At 38.1% G+C, this 16,589-nt stretch carries 16 protein-coding genes; 6 read left to right on the top strand and 10 right to left on the bottom strand.

All coding sequences use genetic code 11. The features are described from left to right. Positions 1 to 75 precede the first annotated feature (75 nt). Together ACRD7B_RS11600 and ACRD7B_RS11595 are read left to right on the top strand one after the other, a co-directional pair. Complete coding sequence (locus ACRD7B_RS11600) at positions 76 to 1,389, top strand: hybrid sensor histidine kinase/response regulator (protein ID WP_430824727.1); 1,314 nt, start codon at positions 76 to 78, stop codon at positions 1,387 to 1,389. 75 nt (positions 1,390 to 1,464) lie between these two features. Then, positions 1,465 to 1,674: a hypothetical protein gene (locus tag ACRD7B_RS11595; RefSeq protein ID WP_430824726.1), complete on the top strand. Its 210-nt coding sequence runs from the start codon at positions 1,465 to 1,467 to the stop codon at positions 1,672 to 1,674. A 77-nt stretch (positions 1,675 to 1,751) separates the two neighbouring features. Here the strand turns inward: ACRD7B_RS11595 and ACRD7B_RS11590 are convergent, their stop codons facing one another. From ACRD7B_RS11590 to ACRD7B_RS11560, 7 genes are all read right to left on the bottom strand, one after another. Further along, positions 1,752 to 2,741 carry an FAD:protein FMN transferase gene (locus ACRD7B_RS11590; RefSeq protein WP_430824725.1) on the bottom strand — a complete coding sequence of 330 codons (990 nt, stop codon included), beginning with the start codon at positions 2,739 to 2,741 and terminating at the stop codon, positions 1,752 to 1,754. A gap of 203 nt (positions 2,742 to 2,944) precedes the next feature. Next, entirely contained in the window at positions 2,945 to 4,204 is a 1,260-nt protein-coding gene (gene nqrF, locus ACRD7B_RS11585; RefSeq protein ID WP_430824724.1) for an NADH:ubiquinone reductase (Na(+)-transporting) subunit F, read from the bottom strand. A gap of 19 nt (positions 4,205 to 4,223) precedes the next feature. Next, positions 4,224 to 4,856 carry an NADH:ubiquinone reductase (Na(+)-transporting) subunit E gene (gene nqrE / locus ACRD7B_RS11580; RefSeq protein WP_430824723.1) on the bottom strand — a complete coding sequence of 211 codons (633 nt, stop codon included), beginning with the start codon at positions 4,854 to 4,856 and terminating at the stop codon, positions 4,224 to 4,226. Positions 4,857 to 4,874: 18 nt separating this feature from the next. Next, positions 4,875 to 5,534, bottom strand: a complete 660-nt coding sequence (locus tag ACRD7B_RS11575; protein WP_430824722.1) for an NADH:ubiquinone reductase (Na(+)-transporting) subunit D — start codon at positions 5,532 to 5,534, stop codon at positions 4,875 to 4,877. 12 nt (positions 5,535 to 5,546) lie between these two features. Then, entirely contained in the window at positions 5,547 to 6,245 is a 699-nt protein-coding gene (gene nqrC / locus ACRD7B_RS11570; RefSeq protein WP_430824721.1) for an NADH:ubiquinone reductase (Na(+)-transporting) subunit C, read from the bottom strand. Between the two features lie 12 nt (positions 6,246 to 6,257). Further along, positions 6,258 to 7,415, bottom strand: a complete 1,158-nt coding sequence (locus tag ACRD7B_RS11565) for an NADH:ubiquinone reductase (Na(+)-transporting) subunit B (RefSeq protein WP_430824720.1) — start codon at positions 7,413 to 7,415, stop codon at positions 6,258 to 6,260. 84 nt (positions 7,416 to 7,499) lie between these two features. Continuing rightward, positions 7,500 to 8,846 carry a Na(+)-translocating NADH-quinone reductase subunit A gene (locus tag ACRD7B_RS11560; RefSeq protein WP_430824719.1) on the bottom strand — a complete coding sequence of 449 codons (1,347 nt, stop codon included), beginning with the start codon at positions 8,844 to 8,846 and terminating at the stop codon, positions 7,500 to 7,502. Between the two features lie 174 nt (positions 8,847 to 9,020). Between ACRD7B_RS11560 and ACRD7B_RS11555 the strand changes: the two genes are divergently transcribed. The 4 genes from ACRD7B_RS11555 to ACRD7B_RS11540 all read left to right on the top strand — a co-directional run bounded on the left by ACRD7B_RS11555 (position 9,021) and on the right by ACRD7B_RS11540 (position 13,432). Beyond that, positions 9,021 to 10,292 carry a type IX secretion system plug protein gene (locus tag ACRD7B_RS11555; RefSeq protein ID WP_430824718.1) on the top strand — a complete coding sequence of 424 codons (1,272 nt, stop codon included), beginning with the start codon at positions 9,021 to 9,023 and terminating at the stop codon, positions 10,290 to 10,292. Positions 10,293 to 10,941: 649 nt separating this feature from the next. After that, a complete protein-coding gene (gene pruA, locus ACRD7B_RS11550) occupies positions 10,942 to 12,570 on the top strand; it encodes an L-glutamate gamma-semialdehyde dehydrogenase (RefSeq protein WP_430824717.1) in 1,629 nt (542 codons plus the stop codon). Positions 12,571 to 12,723: 153 nt separating this feature from the next. Further along, entirely contained in the window at positions 12,724 to 13,029 is a 306-nt protein-coding gene (locus ACRD7B_RS11545) for an FtsB family cell division protein (RefSeq protein ID WP_430824716.1), read from the top strand. Positions 13,030 to 13,108: 79 nt separating this feature from the next. Next, positions 13,109 to 13,432, top strand: a complete 324-nt coding sequence (locus ACRD7B_RS11540; protein WP_430824715.1) for a hypothetical protein — start codon at positions 13,109 to 13,111, stop codon at positions 13,430 to 13,432. On the opposite strand, the gene ACRD7B_RS11535 is transcribed toward ACRD7B_RS11540, so the two are convergent. From ACRD7B_RS11535 to ACRD7B_RS11525, 3 genes are all read right to left on the bottom strand, one after another. Then, the gene (locus tag ACRD7B_RS11535; RefSeq protein WP_430824714.1) at positions 13,433 to 14,686 is read right to left on the bottom strand and encodes a glycosyltransferase family 2 protein; all 1,254 of its coding nucleotides are present in this window, start codon (positions 14,684 to 14,686) and stop codon (positions 13,433 to 13,435) included. Between the two features lie 66 nt (positions 14,687 to 14,752). Further along, complete coding sequence (locus ACRD7B_RS11530; RefSeq protein WP_430824713.1) at positions 14,753 to 15,358, bottom strand: OmpH/Skp family outer membrane protein; 606 nt, start codon at positions 15,356 to 15,358, stop codon at positions 14,753 to 14,755. Between the two features lie 163 nt (positions 15,359 to 15,521). After that, a complete protein-coding gene (locus ACRD7B_RS11525) occupies positions 15,522 to 16,586 on the bottom strand; it encodes a PorP/SprF family type IX secretion system membrane protein (RefSeq protein ID WP_430824712.1) in 1,065 nt (354 codons plus the stop codon). Between the last annotated feature and the right edge of the window lie 3 nt (positions 16,587 to 16,589).

Genomic DNA, 16,589 nt, shown 5'->3' with positions numbered 1-16,589 from the left:
AAAGCAGATAGCACTTATCGCGTTAAATAAAAAAGGATGTAGTATATTTATGGTGCGACAGTTAAAAAAGTAATCATGACCTATAAAATTCTAATCGTTGATGATCAATCGAGTAACCTTGAAACGATTGTTCAACATATTGAGGAGTCGAACGAGCCCTTTGATATTCTGCAAGCTTTACAAGCACAAACAGCCTTAATAATTGCGCAAAACGAATTACCAGACATTATTATTACAGATTGGGAAATGCCTGTAATGGATGGTATTGAGCTCATTAGGGAGTTACGAAAAATTGAACAAACTAAAGATATTCCGGTAATTATGTGCACCGGAGTTATGACTTCATCACATAACCTAAACACAGCATTAGAAGCTGGAGCGGTTGATTATATAAGAAAGCCCATCGATAAAATAGAGCTTATTGCTCGCATAAAGGCTAACCTGCATCTATCGGATAAATACAAGCAAATACAAGCTTTAAATCAGAAGCTTATTAAGCTATCGCAATTTAAAGAAGATATGACCAAAATGCTTATTCATGATCTAAAAAATCCTTTGGTAACCATTTTAAACAGCGAAATTATACCTGAAGACGAACGTGTAGAAATCACCAAATACTCAGGTTATAAAATGCTGAATCTAATACACAATGTACTCGATGTTTATCGCTACGAAACAACTTCGTTTAATTTAGAGAAACAACGACTTATTATACGAGACCTTATTGATAGTGCTCAGAAGGAAGTTAAGTATATATTAAGCGCACGCAATATTAGTTTTGATGTAGATCAAATCTGCGATTGTTCTGTGGAAGCAGATGGAAATATGCTGATTCGCGTATTCTCTAATATTTTATCCAATGCGGTTAAATATGCTCCCGAAAAAAGTGCAATAACTATCAAGTGCTACGAGCTTGATAATGACTTTCTAAAAATTTCTGTTCATAATGCGGGCGATCATATACCCGAAGAGTTGCAAGAAACTATTTTTGAACGCTTTGGTCAGGGCGAAGGCCAACAGCATGAAAATATTTCTTCGTCGGGCTTAGGGCTAACATTTTGTAAATTGGCAATTGAGGCTCACGGAGGTGTAATAGGTGTGGATTCGTCGGAAGGTAATGGAGCAACTTTTTGGTTGACTTTACCTATAAGTGTAAGTGATAAAACAAGTAACAATATTACTTTAAGCGATGATGATAAAGCTGTATTAAAAGAAAATTTACCAGCTCTTCTGAAACTCTCGGTATTTGAGCTATCATCAACAAAAAAAGTATTGCGTGATTTAGAGTCAAAGCTGTCGGGTAATTGTATATGGCTTAAAAAGGCATACTCCGCCATTGATGAATGCAATCAGGAAGCCTTTCTACAGCTTCTAGATAGTATTCGATAATAAATTTTAGTACTTTTATACCGAATTTAATTGAGATAGATTATGTGGCCAGTTTTAATATTAACAATAGTTTTAATGGGAATTGTTTTTGCACTTATGTCGATACGCATTTTACTGCAAAAAAATGGCAAGTTCCCCAACTCTCATATCGGTGGAAATAAGGCTTTGAATGACAAAGGCATTTATTGCGCTACCACTCAGGACAAGATGGCTCGTAAACAGGCTATTACCTTCAAATCACTTAAACTAGATACCGAATACGAAAGCAATACAACTAGTTGTTAACAATTTAATTTGAAAATGATTCAATTTGGAAATATGACAATTATTTCATCTTCAAATTAGCACATCTTCAAATTAACTCATTGACTAATCACTTTACCAAAGCCAGCACTCATTTCTATTTTATAATCTTCGCCATTTTCACCTGCTGATATAAAATAAGCTTCTAAGTTAGCATCTGCTTCTACAATTTGCATGCTCTTTTCAACGCCTAATACCATAAATGCAGTGGCATAAGCATCAGCACTCATGCAGTCAGAGGCCAAAACCGATACACCTAGTAATTGATGATCGACAGGATAGCCTGTGAACGGGCTAATAGTGTGTGCATACTTTTTACCATCTTTCATATAGAAATTACGATAGTTACCAGATGTAGCAAGGGCAATGTCTGAAACACTAATGATCTCCTGTAAATCGCGCTGTAATACCTCAGGATCATCAATTGGTTTATCAATACCAACCTTCCAAAACGTACCTTTCGTATTTTTTCCTTCAACGCGCATTTCTCCACCAATCTCCACCATGAAGTTTTCAATACCTAAGGCTTGCAAATAATCGGCAACAACATCTACTGCATAACCTTTAGCTATGGCACTTCCATCCAGCATTATTCCTTCACGTTCTTTCACCACTTGCTGATCAACCAAGCTTATCGCATCCATTCCAACATCCATCAACAAAGCGTCTATCAATTCTGGTGTAATACTATCTTTTTTAGAGAAACCAAAACCCCAGGCATTAACCAGTGGCGCAACCGTCATATCAAAAGCACCCTCGGTTACTGCTGTTATTTCTTTAGCTTTGTTAAAGACATTTCGGAAATAAACATCCGTATCGGCAGACTCATTTCTATTGATCTTACTTATTACAGAAGTATCTTTATAAGTCGACATAGACCAATCAAAGGCATTCAACTTTTGAGTGATGCCAGCAGATACATCCTCATGATGTTCATAAGTAATGTGATAAATGGTGCCAAAAATTAAGCCTTCGCTTTTGATATATTGCTTTTGCGGTTGGCAAGCTGTAAATATTAGAACTACCGCTAATAATGAAAGTAAACGCATTTTAAAGATTCTTTTGTTTGAACAAATTTACAATATCCGAGAGCATATCCCTTTACAAACGAGCAAAAAAAATCCCGCCGAAGCGGGATTTATATATTTATTCCAAATAATTAGAAATTATTTTTGCCTTCAGCAACGACTTAGTTTCTCTAAAACTTTTATCAAAGTTTTAGAGAAACTATGTCGGGACTAGCCAAATTCAGCTAGGATCCGAAATCATCAAAGTCAACCATCTCATCTGGCACACCAAGATCGTACAGCATTTTAGTTACTGCATCGTTCATCATTGGAGGTCCACATAAGTAGTACTCGATATCTTCTGGCTCTTCATGCTTATTTAAGTATTCGTCATGAATAACCTGGTGGATAAAGCCTGTTGCTCCTTCCCAATTATCTTCTGGCAATGGCTCAGAAAGGGCAATTGTAAATTTAAAGTTCGGGAATTCCTTCTCAATCGCACGGAAATGATCTTCGTAGAAAATCTCTTTCTTCGAACGCGCACCATACCAGAAAGTAGCCTTACGACCCGTTTTCAATGTATGGAATAAGTGGAAGATGTGAGAACGCATTGGCGCCATACCAGCACCACCACCAATAAACATCATCTCACGTTCCGTTTCCTTAATAAAGAATTCACCATATGGTCCGGATACTGTTACCTTATCTCCTGGCTTACGCGAGAAAATATAAGATGAACAAATACCAGGGTTTACGTTTTGGAATTTACCTGCAACACGATCCCATGGTGGAGTAGCAATACGGATGTTCAACATCACAATGTTTCCTTCAGCAGGGTGGTTAGCCATAGAGTAGGCACGATAAGTCGCTTCAGGGTTTTTCATCTTAAGATCGTACATGCCGAATTTTTCCCATTCGCCTTTGTACTCATCTTCAATGATCATATCCTTGAAGTCAACTTCAATCTTAGGCACATCAATCTGAATGTATCCACCCGATTTAAAGTCTAAGATCTCACCATCAGGTAATTTAACCACAAACTCCTTAATAAATGTAGCCTGACCGTCGTTAGAAACAACTTCACACTCCCATTTTTTAATGCCCATTACCTCTGCAGGAATAGCCATCTCCATGTCTTCCTTCACTTTTACCTGACAAGCCAAACGCCAATCGTTCATGGCTTCTTTACGGGTAAAATAACCTGTTTCGGTTGGCAAGATTGAACCTGCTCCACTCTCAACCTGACAGCGACACATGGCACAAGTACCACCTCCACCACAAGCCGATGGAAGGAATATTTTGTTACTACCTAAGGCCGAAAGTAATGTTTGCCCCGGCTCAACTACCAACTCGCGCTCTCCACTATTAATATTAATAGTTACTTCGCCAGAAGGCATCAGCTTTTTCTTAGCGTACAGCAATATCGACACCAACAATAGCACCACAATAAGGAAGATGGCGATACTGGTAAAGATTACTGTACTATCAATTGCTAATAATATCATTTCTTAATCTTTTATCTTTTTACAATTGAATTCCCATGAAACTCATAAACGCAACACCCATCAATCCGGTTACAATAAATGTGATACCTAAACCACGCAATGGAGCAGGAATATCCGAATATTGAATCTTCTCACGAATGGCTGCAATACCCACAATGGCTAATAACCAACCAATACCAGAACCAAGTCCGAATACAGTAGCTTCACCAAGATTAGCATAGTCGCGCTCTTGCATAAATAACGAACCACCTAAGATGGCACAGTTAACCGCAATCAAAGGCAAGAATATACCTAATTGGGAATACAAAGCAGGTGCAAATTTCTCTACTATCATCTCAACCAACTGCACCATGGATGCAATTACAGCGATAAACATGATAAAGCTTAAGAAGCTTAAATCATAAGTAGCAAATTGATTTTCTAAACCAAACAAAGTATCTAACCAAGCCAAAGCGCCTTCGCTCAATACATATTGATTTAACAGGTAGTTGACAGGAACAGTAATACCTAGTACGAAGGTTACTGCCAGTCCAAGTCCAAGTGATGTATTCACCGTTTTTGATACAGCAAGGTACGAGCACATTCCGAAGAAGTAGGCAAATACCATGTTATCAATAAAGATGGACTTGATGAATATATTTATATAATCCATTTTTCTCTTCTTTTAAGGTTACGATTCAATCAAATCTTTATCACGTGAACGCTGCACCCAGATAATGATACCTACAACAATCAAAGCCATTGGAGGTAAAATCATAAATCCATTGTTAGCATATCCCCACTGATAGAAGATATCCGGTACAATCTGAATCGCTCCAAGTCCAGGTAAGGTTAAGAAACCAGTTCCTAACAATTCGCGGAAGAAAGCAACAATAATCAAGATAAATCCATATCCTGCTCCATTACCAATTCCATCGAGTACAGCTGGCCAAGGTTTATTACCTAAGGCAAATGCTTCCAAACGTCCCATGATAATACAGTTGGTAATAATCAAACCTACGAATACCGACAACTGCAAACTCACTTCATAAGCAAAAGCTTTGAGCACCTGGTCAACAATAATTACCAAAGAGGCTACCACTACCAATTGCACAATAATTCGAATACGTGCAGGAATGGTGTTACGTAATAGCGATATAATCAAGTTTGAAAATACTGTTACAAACATCACAGAGATCGACAATACAATGGCGGGCTCCATTTTAACTGTCACCGCCAAAGCAGAACAGATACCCAATACCTGAATGGTAATGGGGTTTTGTGCTCCCAGAGGAGTCGTTATCAGCTTAAGATTCTTAGCTGAGAACAATGGTTCTTTTTCACTACTCATCGTCACAATATTTTAGTTCTTTAAAAACTTTTCATATCCACTTAGGCAGTCTTGTAACATAGCGCCTACTCCAACACTGGTAATAGTACCTCCTGAGATACCATCCACTTTGTGAAGATCGCCTTGTGACTGTCCTTTTTTAACCACTTCAATAGATGCAAACGATCCGCTTTGGTCAAACAGTTTCTTACCTTTAAAAGGATCTTGAAACATAGCAGTTGCAATTTCAGCACCTAAACCTGGTGTTTCACCTTTGTGACCAAAAATAGCACCATAAACAGTGTTCTTATCGTCCTCTAATGAAACATAGCCCCAAATCGGTCCCCATAGTCCTTTACCTCGAACGGGTATTACATATTTAACCGAACCGTCATCCATTTTACATTCGTAAATTGGAAAGGCACGATCAGAATCAGCTTTTTTTACCTCTTTGGCTAAATCAACCGTAAAAGCTTCAGCTCCCAATTTTTTTTCACCATTGTTATTTAATACATAGGCATTCTCACCAATGTATTTCTCATATTTTGCTTCAGCATCTGCTGCTGTACTTTCAATCTGCACCGACATCAGGATGTCCATCTTTTTGGCGATGGCTTCATTTTTATCCTGCATTGGTTTTAACGATTGTGCTAGAAAGGCTAATATTGCCGCTACCACAATCACCATAACAGATGCGTACAGAAATGTGTATGTATTTCCTTGTCTATCCATTTTTCTAATTATTTAGGCAGCTATTTTAGCTCTTTTTAAACGACGTTTAATATTTCCTTGAACCACATAGTGGTCAATCAATGGCGCAAATGTATTCATCAATAAGATGGCTAACATTACTCCTTCAGGATAAGCCGGGTTAAACACTCGAACCATAATGGCCAAGAATCCGATCAAGAATCCATAAATCCACTTACCTTTTTCGGTACGCGTTGCCGATACAGGGTCCGTTGCCATAAACACAGCACCAAAGGCGAATCCACCTAAACAAAGGTGATGTAAAGCGCCTACTTCCATTAAAGGATTAGCTCCCCAAAGGTTGAATAGTAATCCCATTACATAACCACCTGCAAAGACCGAAACCATAATTTTCCAGCTTCCAATACCAGTATATATAAGGATTAAAGCACCAATTAAAATAGCTAAGGTAGAAGTCTCTCCAATGGATCCTGGTATTAAACCAATAAAGCTTTCCATGAGTGAAGCACTAGGTGCACTTCCTGCAGCAGCTTCACCCAAAGCGGTTGCTCCAGAAAAACCATCAACAACACCTTCTCCTTTAGTCAAACCTGATATCCAAACCTGATCACCCGACATTTTTGATGGGTAAGCAAAGAATAGGAATGCACGAGCTACAAGGGCTGGATTCCAGATATTCATACCGGTACCACCAAACACCTCTTTACCAATCACTACAGCAAAGATAGTTGCAACTGCAACCATCCATAGTGGCACATCAACAGGAACAATTAAAGGAATAAGCATACCCGAAACCAAGAATCCTTCTTGAACTTCGTGGCCTCTGATTTGAGCAAACATAAATTCAACACCCAAACCAACACCATATGAAACAACTACAATTGGCAATACTTTAAGAGCACCGTGCCCTACTTGCATCCAAAATGTAGCATCAACTCCCAATGCTATGAAATGTTGGTAACCAACATTCCAAATACCAAACAGCAAAGCAGGAATTAAAGCTTTCACCACCAATGCCATGGTACGTTTCAAATCAACCGCATCACGCACATGAACGCCATTTTTATTTGTGTGATTAGGCACAAAAAACAGTGTTTCAAGAGCATCAAAGGTCGAATGAAATTTCTCAAACTTCGCGCCCTTCTGAACGTGAGGTTTGATGTTATCTAATAAATTTCTTAACGCTTTCAATGTATTCTAGTTTTTAGTTATTAGTCAGTAGTTATTAGTTAGTTTATATTTCTACTGCCTACTGACTTTCGTCTACTGACTATATTAACTTAACTCCTTAATCATCAAATCAATTCCGCCTCGCAATATCGACTGCAATTTTTGCTTCGATGTACAAACGAACTCACAAAGAGCAACATCCTCTTCGGCCAACTCGTAAATACCCAATTGCTCCATTTTGTCAATGTCTTCAACTAAAATGGCACGGAATAAAAATTCAGGAAGAATATCCATTGGCAATACACGATCGTATTCGCCCGACACAACAAATGAGCGTAAACCTCCATGCATATTTGCATCCAGGCGATATTCTTTTTTAGGACACAGCCAACTAAAGTAGCTACGTGATACACTAAACTTGTTAAAGCCTGGTGTTGCCCATCCCATAAACTCGTAATAGTCTCCTTCTGGAATAACTGTTACTTGCGAATGGTAGGATCCAATGTAACCATCATCTTCAATCTGAGTTCCTGTAAGTACATTTCCGCTGATGTATCGTAAATTACCGTCTTTCACATTGTCTTTCACTAAGGTTGAGATTGAAGCTCCCAACTTAGTACGGAAATATCCTTTTTTCTCAACTTCACTACCTGCAAGTACTATCACTCTATTGGCATCGTACTTACCCTCAGTAAATAATTTACCAATGGCAACTACCTCCTGTGGTTGAGTAACCCAAACAACCTCGCCCTTGTTAATAGGCATAGCATTATGAATTTGCACACCAACATTACCTGCTGGATGCGGACCTTCAACAGCATGAACAGTCACACCATTCAAGCCCTTAAATACTTTTGAAGCAGCATCGTTACGAACGCCTATGTGCACATTGTCGCACAAGCGTTTGATAGCATCAATACCAGCTTGGAAAGCTTCTTCCTGACCTGATAAAACAAAATCGTAATCGGGTGCTAATGGCGATGAATCAAATCCTGAAATGAAAAATGCTTTAGGTGTTTCTTCTGGATTAGCGATAACATCGTAGGGACGTTTACGGATAAACGGCCATAAACCAGCTGCTTGAAGTTTTTCAACTACTTGCTCCTTTGATAACTCACCTACCTTGGCAGTTTCAAATTGCTCAGCAGCATCTGCTCCATCTGATTTCACTACAACTTCCAGAATTCTACGGCGTTCGCCACGGTTAACCGCAAGCAACTCACCACTCACAGGTGACACAAATTTTATTTCAGGACGATTCTTGTCGTAAAACAAAACTGTACCCGCTTTCACCTTGTCCCCAACTTTAGCAGCCATTTTTGGTACCACACCATGAAAATCGGTGGGCTTAACTGCAAAATGCTCGGGTAAATTTGCTTGCCCGAATACATTATCAGCTTTACCTTCAAGCTGAATATTCAGACCTTTTTTAATTTTTATTACCTCTGACATGTTTGAAAAACGGTTTTTTATATTTTTAGCTGCAAAAATAGGTAAAATATTGAGTTTTCCACATATATTACAGCCGCAAAAAGAAGTTAAATCATGCTATATTTTTATAATGAACCCTTTTTAAACCTCTTCAATAGGAGAAATGTTTCAGTATTTAGGCAAAACATGTCTCAAATGCTGAAAACATGCTTTTTAATTCTTCTTGGCTTACAAAGTTTACAACTCGAAAGTAAAAATCCTGTAAGAACTTCATCAAACGCGCATACGGTTCAATTGCATAAAAAAGGCTGGGCAATGTCGCAACCAATTATCAACCTAAGAGGCACCGAACAACTCACTCTATCATTTGATGATTTTGCCTACGAAAGTAAAAATTACCAATACACCATTACACATTGCGATTCTGATTGGGAAGTTTCTGATCTAATGCAAACCGAGTATATACAAGGCTTCATGCCCAACCCTCTTCTTGATTATCAGTATTCGTTTAATACCACACACGATTACATTCATTACGAACTCGATTTCCCAAACGATGAAATAAAACTTAAACTATCAGGCAATTACATTATAAGCGTTTACGAATCTGGCAATGAAGACAATCCAATTATAACACGACCTTTTTATGTGGTGGAGTCAGTGGTTCAAATTATCCCACGCATTAAATACACGGCCAATTCAAGCCTGAGATCATCCATGCAGGAGGTGAATTTTAAATTAGTTCACCCCAACTTCTCCATCAACAATCCGCGCGACGATATTAAAGTAATCATTCAGCAAAATGGACGATGGGATAGCCGTAATACGGAGTTGAAACCACTTTTTGTTCGAGCAAATGAACTGGTGTATGAATACAACCGTGAAAACTTATTTGATGGTGGAAACGAATACCGTTGGTTAGATCTGCGTAGCACCCGCTTTGCTGCGGAACATGTTGAAGGCATTAGTTTTCATGATCCTCATTATCATTTTACCTTATTCAAAGATAAAAACAGAGGAGAAAGATCTTACTTTTTCAAAGAAGATTTTAATGGAAAATACTACATTGATGTACGCGAAAACCGCGATCCATACATAGAAGCTGATTATGTATATGTTCATTTTAAGCTACCTGTAGAGACTCCTTTTATTGATGGGGATATGTATGTATCCGGCGGTTTAAGCGATTGGCAAATGAATGCCACAAATAAAATGGAATATAATTTCCAGACACGCATGTATGAACTTACCCTATTATTAAAACAAGGCTTTTATAACTACCAATACTTGTTTTTCGAAAAGGGAAAACCTTATGCCGAAGTAGAGCGTTTTGAGGGAAATTACGGACAAACCGAAAATGACTATACCATATTTGTGTATTATCGCGATATAAGTGAGAGTTACCAACGATTGATTGGTGTTAATATTTCCAATTCGTTGAAGTATACGATGCAGAGTGATTTTTAAATAGCTACTGGCCACTAGCCCCCGATAGCTATCGGGTTAGCTGATAGCTTTTTTTCAAGGCGCATTAACTAACTGACACATTAAGTATTTGATAGATTGACTTTCAATTTTCGGACATCGGACTTTATCAACTAATCATCAATGGTTCTGCAAGCTCAGCGCGCGACTCTTTGCTTTAGCTACTAGCTATTAGCACATCTTCAAATTGACATATTGGTTAATCATTGTACAACAACTCTACCTCTTCGGACTTCGAACGGCGGACTTCAGACTTGATTATCACACCTGAAATTAAGGATCGCACCTTTCCTAAAAGACATAAGTAAAGATGCGATCCGTAAAAGCAAACAACAGACTTCAAATTTCGGACTTCGAACCTTATTGGCTAACAATCACATCAGCCAAATTACAAATCATGACGAAATTCATATAAAAATATTTCGAACACTGATTTTTTTCATACAAACGAATACCTAATTTGCATAGATTTGCTTTTGATGTCGGAGTGATAACTGACAAAAAGCTCATTGCATTTATTTTTAGTAGATAATGTTGTAACTTTTCGAAAGAATAAGACATTGGGCAGAAACAATAGTTAAGTACAATCCTGACAACAAAATAATAACCTTTTATAAAAAACAATAAAGCTATGCCAAAAGGAATTTTTAAGGTGCCTACAGCTACTAATGAACCCATCAAAAGCTATGCACCAGGATCACCTGAACGTGACGAACTAAAAAAAGAACTTGAGTTACTACGTTCGCAAGAATTGGACATCCCTATGTTCATTGGCGGTGAAGAAATCAGAACTGGAAACAAAAAACGCATTCACCCACCACACGAAATTGCACACACACTAGGTCATTATCACCAAGGCGACGAAACACATGTTCACATGGCCATTGATGCTGCTTTAAAAGCACGTCAGGCATGGACAGAATTAAGCTGGGAGCACCGCGCTGCTATCTTCTTAAAAGCTGCTGATTTGTTAGCTGGACCTTACCGTCAGGTTATCAACGCTGCTACTATGTTGGGACAGTCAAAAAATGCGTTCCAAGCCGAGATTGATTCAGCTTGTGAATTAGCTGACTTCTTCCGTTTCAATGTGCAGTACATGACTGAAATTTATGCTGGACAACCAGAATCGGCTGCTGGTATTTGGGATAGAGTTGAATACCGTCCGCTAGAAGGATTCGTATTTGCTTTAACACCATTCAACTTTACTTCTATTGCTGGTAACTTACAAACTGCACCTGCAATGATGGGTAACGTTACTGTTTGGAAACCATCTAAAACAGCAGTATACTCGGCTTACTTCTTGATGAAATTATTCAAAGAAGCCGGTGTACCTGATGGCGTTATCAACTTGGTATATGCTTCGGGCCCTGTTGCTGCAAAAGAAATTTTCTCTCACCCTGATTTCGCTGGTTTCCACTTTACTGGTTCAACTGGTGTATTCCAAAGTACTTGGAAAGCTATTGGTGACAACATTGAAAAATACAAGACTTACCCACGTATCGTTGGTGAAACAGGTGGTAAAGATTACATCATGGCACACAAATCGTGTGATGCCAAAGCTGTTGCTACTGCAATTGTTCGTGGTGCTTTCGAATACCAGGGACAGAAATGTTCAGCCGCTTCGCGTGCTTACATGCCAGCTAGCCGTTGGAATGAAATCAAAGGTTACGTTGAAGCACAAATGAAAGAAGTGAAAATGGGACCTCCTGAGGATTTCAGCAACTTTGTAAACGCTGTTATCGACGAGACTTCATTTGATATTCTTGCAGGTGCTATTGACGAAGCTAAAGCAAGCAACGAAGCAGAAGTAATTATTGGTGGTGGTCATGATAAATCAGTGGGTTATTTTATTGAGCCTACAATTATTCAAACGACTAACCCAATGTACCGCACAATGGAAGAAGAGCTATTTGGCCCTGTTCTTACCATTTATGTGTACGAAGACAACAAGTTTGAGGAAACATTAGACATCCTTGACAAGACATCTATCTATGCCTTAACAGGATGTATCTTCGCGCAAGATCGTTATGTTGTTGAAAGTGCTACTAAGCGCTTAGTTAACACAGCAGGTAACTTCTACATCAACGATAAGCCAACAGGTGCCGTTGTTGGACAGCAACCATTTGGTGGATCGCGTGGATCAGGTACAAACGACAAGGCTGGATCGGCTATTAACTTGATGCGTTGGGTTAGCCCTCGTACTATCAAGGAATGTTTTGTTCCGCCACATGATTTTAAGTACCCATTCTTAGCTGAGTAAATAAAAAGCTTCTAGCTGCTGGCTTATAGCTAACAGCTAGATGAGTTATTTCAATGGTATTAAAGAACAAAATATCCCGCTTCGGCGGGATTTTTTTTGTCTAAGCTAATCTTCAAGGCTTCAAATTTATTACATTTGCACAAAAGCAAAGCAATGAATTGGGCCGGATTTAAAAAATACATACAACCTTTAATAAGCAACAAGTACTTTCTTGCGCTTGTACTTTTTGTGGTTTGGATTGGTGTTTTTGATCAAAACAATTTGCTCGATCGCTTTCGATTGGCCTCACGCATTAACAAACTAGAGCAGCAAAAAGAACATTATCTTACTGAGATTGAGCAAAACAATCGCAAAATGGAGGAACTTCAAAGTAACACTGAGAACCTTGAGAAGTTTGCACGTGAAGAATACCTCATGAAGAAAAAAGATGAAGTTATTTTTGTGGTTGAAGAGGAATAATGATTAATGGTGAGTGATTACTAAAACCTATCACCTAAAACCTAACTCCTAATAGCTAGCGGCTTTAAAACTAAAAAAAATGGAACTGAAAAAGATATTGAGTATTACCTATTACATCGGTATGGCATTGGTTTTTCTGGGTGTATTAATGGGGGTTGCTCATGTTGAGAACCATTACATTGTGCTTCTGGTTGGTAGTATTCCCATTATTGGTGTACGCGTGTACAACCTTATTGTTGGGCGAGTTGAAAATCGTCGCGTTTTTACCATTCTTGTTTATAGCTCTGCTTTTCTTTTACCAGCCGTATGGGCCTTAGCTACAGATAGAGGTTACTGGATCATTTTCATCATGCTAACTGCGGTTATCGACAGCTATGCAAGTTTCAGGCGTTTTAAAAAATAGCTATTCTTTTTCTATTTGACGAAAATACAACAATAATGACTGGGTATCATCGAGTCCTTCTGTCTCCTTACCACTCGACTCTAAAAAATCCAAAGCAAGATCAAATACAGGCACTTTCTCGAAGAAATGAACATGTACGTAGTTTAAGTATTTCACAACCTTAAACGCGTTAAAAATGGCAAAGAATCGCTTGTTGAATACTTCGATGGATGAACAATTCTGATTTAAAGATTCCAATTCAGAATAAAAATCTGAATTCAATAAATAACTTCGTAGCGGGCCACTTAAGTCATTCAATAAGTCTGTATAGCTTTCGTTGGAGATTCGATACATCTTCTCTTTTTCGCAGAAGAAAGCTTTTAAATCAACAAACGCCTGCCAATTATAGCTATAATACTCCTCATTCGCTTCCATCAATGTTGCTACCGATGGACCTGTACCAAAAGGCACCCTTTCAGAAGTTCTTGAAGAAGGATACACACATGTGGTATTTAATTCCGTAAAATGCCCCATTGGGATAACTTTTTGCAAGAAATAGAAATCTTCGCCAGCTTGCTTTCGCGGCATGCCACCTGCCCTAATATAATATTCTGCACTTACAGCAAAACATGACCCTACCGTATGATAAGCATAAGGAAATTCGGTCCATTGCAAAGCTTGCTTATAATAACGCAAATGCAATTCATATTGCATGATGGCTTCACTCTGGGCTGAACTTAAATCATCAATGGGGTGCTCAAAATAAATAGTGCATGCTTTCGTCTTATTCTGCTTGAAAACCTTCAATACTTCCGTAAAGTAATTGGACTCTACCTTACAATCGGCATCGAGAGAAATAATTGGTCCCGTAAAATTAGCTGCATTCACAAAAGTATATGCTGCATAATCCATCCCAATCTTGCGAGCTAAACCAGCACCAGCGCGTTTGTCAGGCAAATTAAAGGCTTTTATTAGAGATAATGTATAACTCTCCGAAAACTGGTCTTTCTGTGATTTTATTGACTCATATAATGCGGCCTGTCTTGTTTTTATTGACACAGGAGCACTTGAAGCATAATTAAAAACCAACACCACTTCAATAAACTCCGCCACGGATGAGGCAGCCACTTCCAATGATTTTAACGTATCAAATAGGTAGTCCTCCTCCAAATAAACGGGTATCACCACCCGTAAATCCATTGCTGTACGCAATTCATTATCACTTTTATAAAGCGGATGTTTCGAAAAGTATTTGTCAAAAATTTTGCTGGACATGATTTTAATTAACAAAAAAAGGCAGAGACTCGCAAGAGCTCTGCCTTTATATCAATAAAAATAAATTTATTTTTTCGATTCAGCGTGACGAGCATTCAAACCTTCAATGATTTGATCAGTAACATCAACACCCTTCGCACCATAAAGTACATTATCTCCTAAAGTGTTACTTAAAATCATCTTATACGGCTTACCTGTCGCAAAAATATCCAAATAGTTAATTAGGGTATCGCGTAACTGACGATTCAATTTTTCCTGCTCACCCATTAACTCATTCGTTAAGCGTTGGTTCAATTCCTGCAATGAACGCTCAGCTTTTGCCAATCTTTCTTGCTCTTGTTCTGCTCTTTCTCTACTTAAGAAACCATTATTTTGAACCTTATTTTGAAAAGCCATTGCATCTTGTTGAAAAATTTTCGCTTTTTCATTGAAATCAGCACGAGAAGACTCTTCTTTATTCATTAACTGCTCATTAACTTCTTTTGCAAAGGTATAATTCAATAAAAGTGAATCGGTATTTATATAAGCTACTGGATATGCACTTCCTTCGGCAACAGCTTGACCCTCTCCATCAGCTTCCACACTTGCTTTCTGACCTGAAAAATGTAATACAAATAATACAATAACTGCGATTAACAATACGCCATTTAAAACTGTCGATAGTTGTTTCATACTTCTCCCTAGTGAATTTTAAATCTTATTTTTTATGGACAACAAATATAATTGATTACCCATCATATAAAAATATTTGTGCTTTTTTTTTGACAATGCTTAGTGGTTCATGAAGCAATATCAATCAAGTTTACACCAGTACACACTTTATCTTTATGAATATTTAGAAAATCTTACGTGAACGGCGCTTATATTTCGAACCGCCACCACCGGTATAAGTTGGTGCACTGCATGGAATGGCTCCACGACTGCTCTTACGTTTAAATATTTGATTAAACCTGTAAATTAAACTCATTTCATTAGCTCCATTACTAAATCCACTGAGTTCTGATAAGGTTAAATCGTAGCTATAAGCAAAACGAACAGGTCCTAGGTTAATACCTAACAGAAAAATTAAGCCATCGTTATTCTGCAGACCACCTTGCGATGCAAAAGGAAGACCTCGATACCATACACCCAACTCCATTGGATTAATATACCAGTAGGTTCCAATATCTAGTTGGTTAAAGCCTTGTTGCAAGCGATAGTTGAATGCCAAGGTTAAACTTTGAGGTTCACGTTTACTACGACCAGCCAAATAACTGTACTTATATCCTCCATAAATGGATGTTTTAACCGGATTGTAGGTCTCAATATCAGTTTGTGAAATATCGTTACGTATGATATTATCCACTGCAACACCAAACCAAAAATAATCGCTATAAATCATACCAGATGCAGCTGCATCAAAGTATTTTTTATTATAATTCTCAGCATCACTACCACTGCCAGGTATATAAACACCATCACTACCTTGATTAGATGGCAAAACAGCATCTACCAGATTCATATTTCGCTCAGCGTATTTAAATTGAATTCCTGGCCGAACGAATATATCACGAAAAACCTCAAATTCATATGCATATAATACGCTAATATCTTGCTTCACCAATTTACCACCACCACTATCATCACGTAATAACATTACACCAACACCACTGCTATAATCTTCAAAAAAATGATCCGCAGCAACAGCAAATGTCCGATAGGTGTTTGGAATACCCGGCCATTGGTCGCGATAACTTAAACTCAATCGACTACCATTGGACAGTCCCGTAAAAGACGGACTTAGATATAACGGATTTGCATAAACCTGAGAAAAAGACACATCCTGTGCCTTAGTTTGTATGCTAAACATACAAACCAAGGCCACGATGAATATTTTAATATATTTTGAGTACCTACTCATAAA

Source organism: Carboxylicivirga fragile (genome assembly GCF_050589805.1).
In the GTDB taxonomy this organism is placed as follows: Bacteria; Bacteroidota; Bacteroidia; order Bacteroidales; family Marinilabiliaceae; genus Carboxylicivirga; species Carboxylicivirga fragile.
Note: the sequence above shows the minus strand (reverse complement) of the source record. Positions and strands in the feature narration are given on the sequence as shown.

Coding starts and splice junctions, on each gene's coding strand:
- ACRD7B_RS11600 (WP_430824727.1), top strand. CDS start 76: ATGACCTATAAAATTCTAATCGTTGATGATCAATCGAGTAACCTTGAA.
- ACRD7B_RS11595 (WP_430824726.1), top strand. CDS start 1,465: ATGGGAATTGTTTTTGCACTTATGTCGATACGCATTTTACTGCAAAAA.
- ACRD7B_RS11590 (WP_430824725.1), bottom strand. CDS start 2,741: ATGCGTTTACTTTCATTATTAGCGGTAGTTCTAATATTTACAGCTTGC.
- nqrF (WP_430824724.1), bottom strand. CDS start 4,204: ATGATATTATTAGCAATTGATAGTACAGTAATCTTTACCAGTATCGCC.
- nqrE (WP_430824723.1), bottom strand. CDS start 4,856: ATGGATTATATAAATATATTCATCAAGTCCATCTTTATTGATAACATG.
- ACRD7B_RS11575 (WP_430824722.1), bottom strand. CDS start 5,534: ATGAGTAGTGAAAAAGAACCATTGTTCTCAGCTAAGAATCTTAAGCTG.
- nqrC (WP_430824721.1), bottom strand. CDS start 6,245: ATGGATAGACAAGGAAATACATACACATTTCTGTACGCATCTGTTATG.
- ACRD7B_RS11560 (WP_430824719.1), bottom strand. CDS start 8,846: ATGTCAGAGGTAATAAAAATTAAAAAAGGTCTGAATATTCAGCTTGAA.
- ACRD7B_RS11555 (WP_430824718.1), top strand. CDS start 9,021: ATGCTGAAAACATGCTTTTTAATTCTTCTTGGCTTACAAAGTTTACAA.
- pruA (WP_430824717.1), top strand. CDS start 10,942: ATGCCAAAAGGAATTTTTAAGGTGCCTACAGCTACTAATGAACCCATC.
- ACRD7B_RS11545 (WP_430824716.1), top strand. CDS start 12,724: ATGAATTGGGCCGGATTTAAAAAATACATACAACCTTTAATAAGCAAC.
- ACRD7B_RS11540 (WP_430824715.1), top strand. CDS start 13,109: ATGGAACTGAAAAAGATATTGAGTATTACCTATTACATCGGTATGGCA.
- ACRD7B_RS11535 (WP_430824714.1), bottom strand. CDS start 14,686: ATGTCCAGCAAAATTTTTGACAAATACTTTTCGAAACATCCGCTTTAT.
- ACRD7B_RS11530 (WP_430824713.1), bottom strand. CDS start 15,358: ATGAAACAACTATCGACAGTTTTAAATGGCGTATTGTTAATCGCAGTT.
- ACRD7B_RS11525 (WP_430824712.1), bottom strand. CDS start 16,586: ATGAGTAGGTACTCAAAATATATTAAAATATTCATCGTGGCCTTGGTT.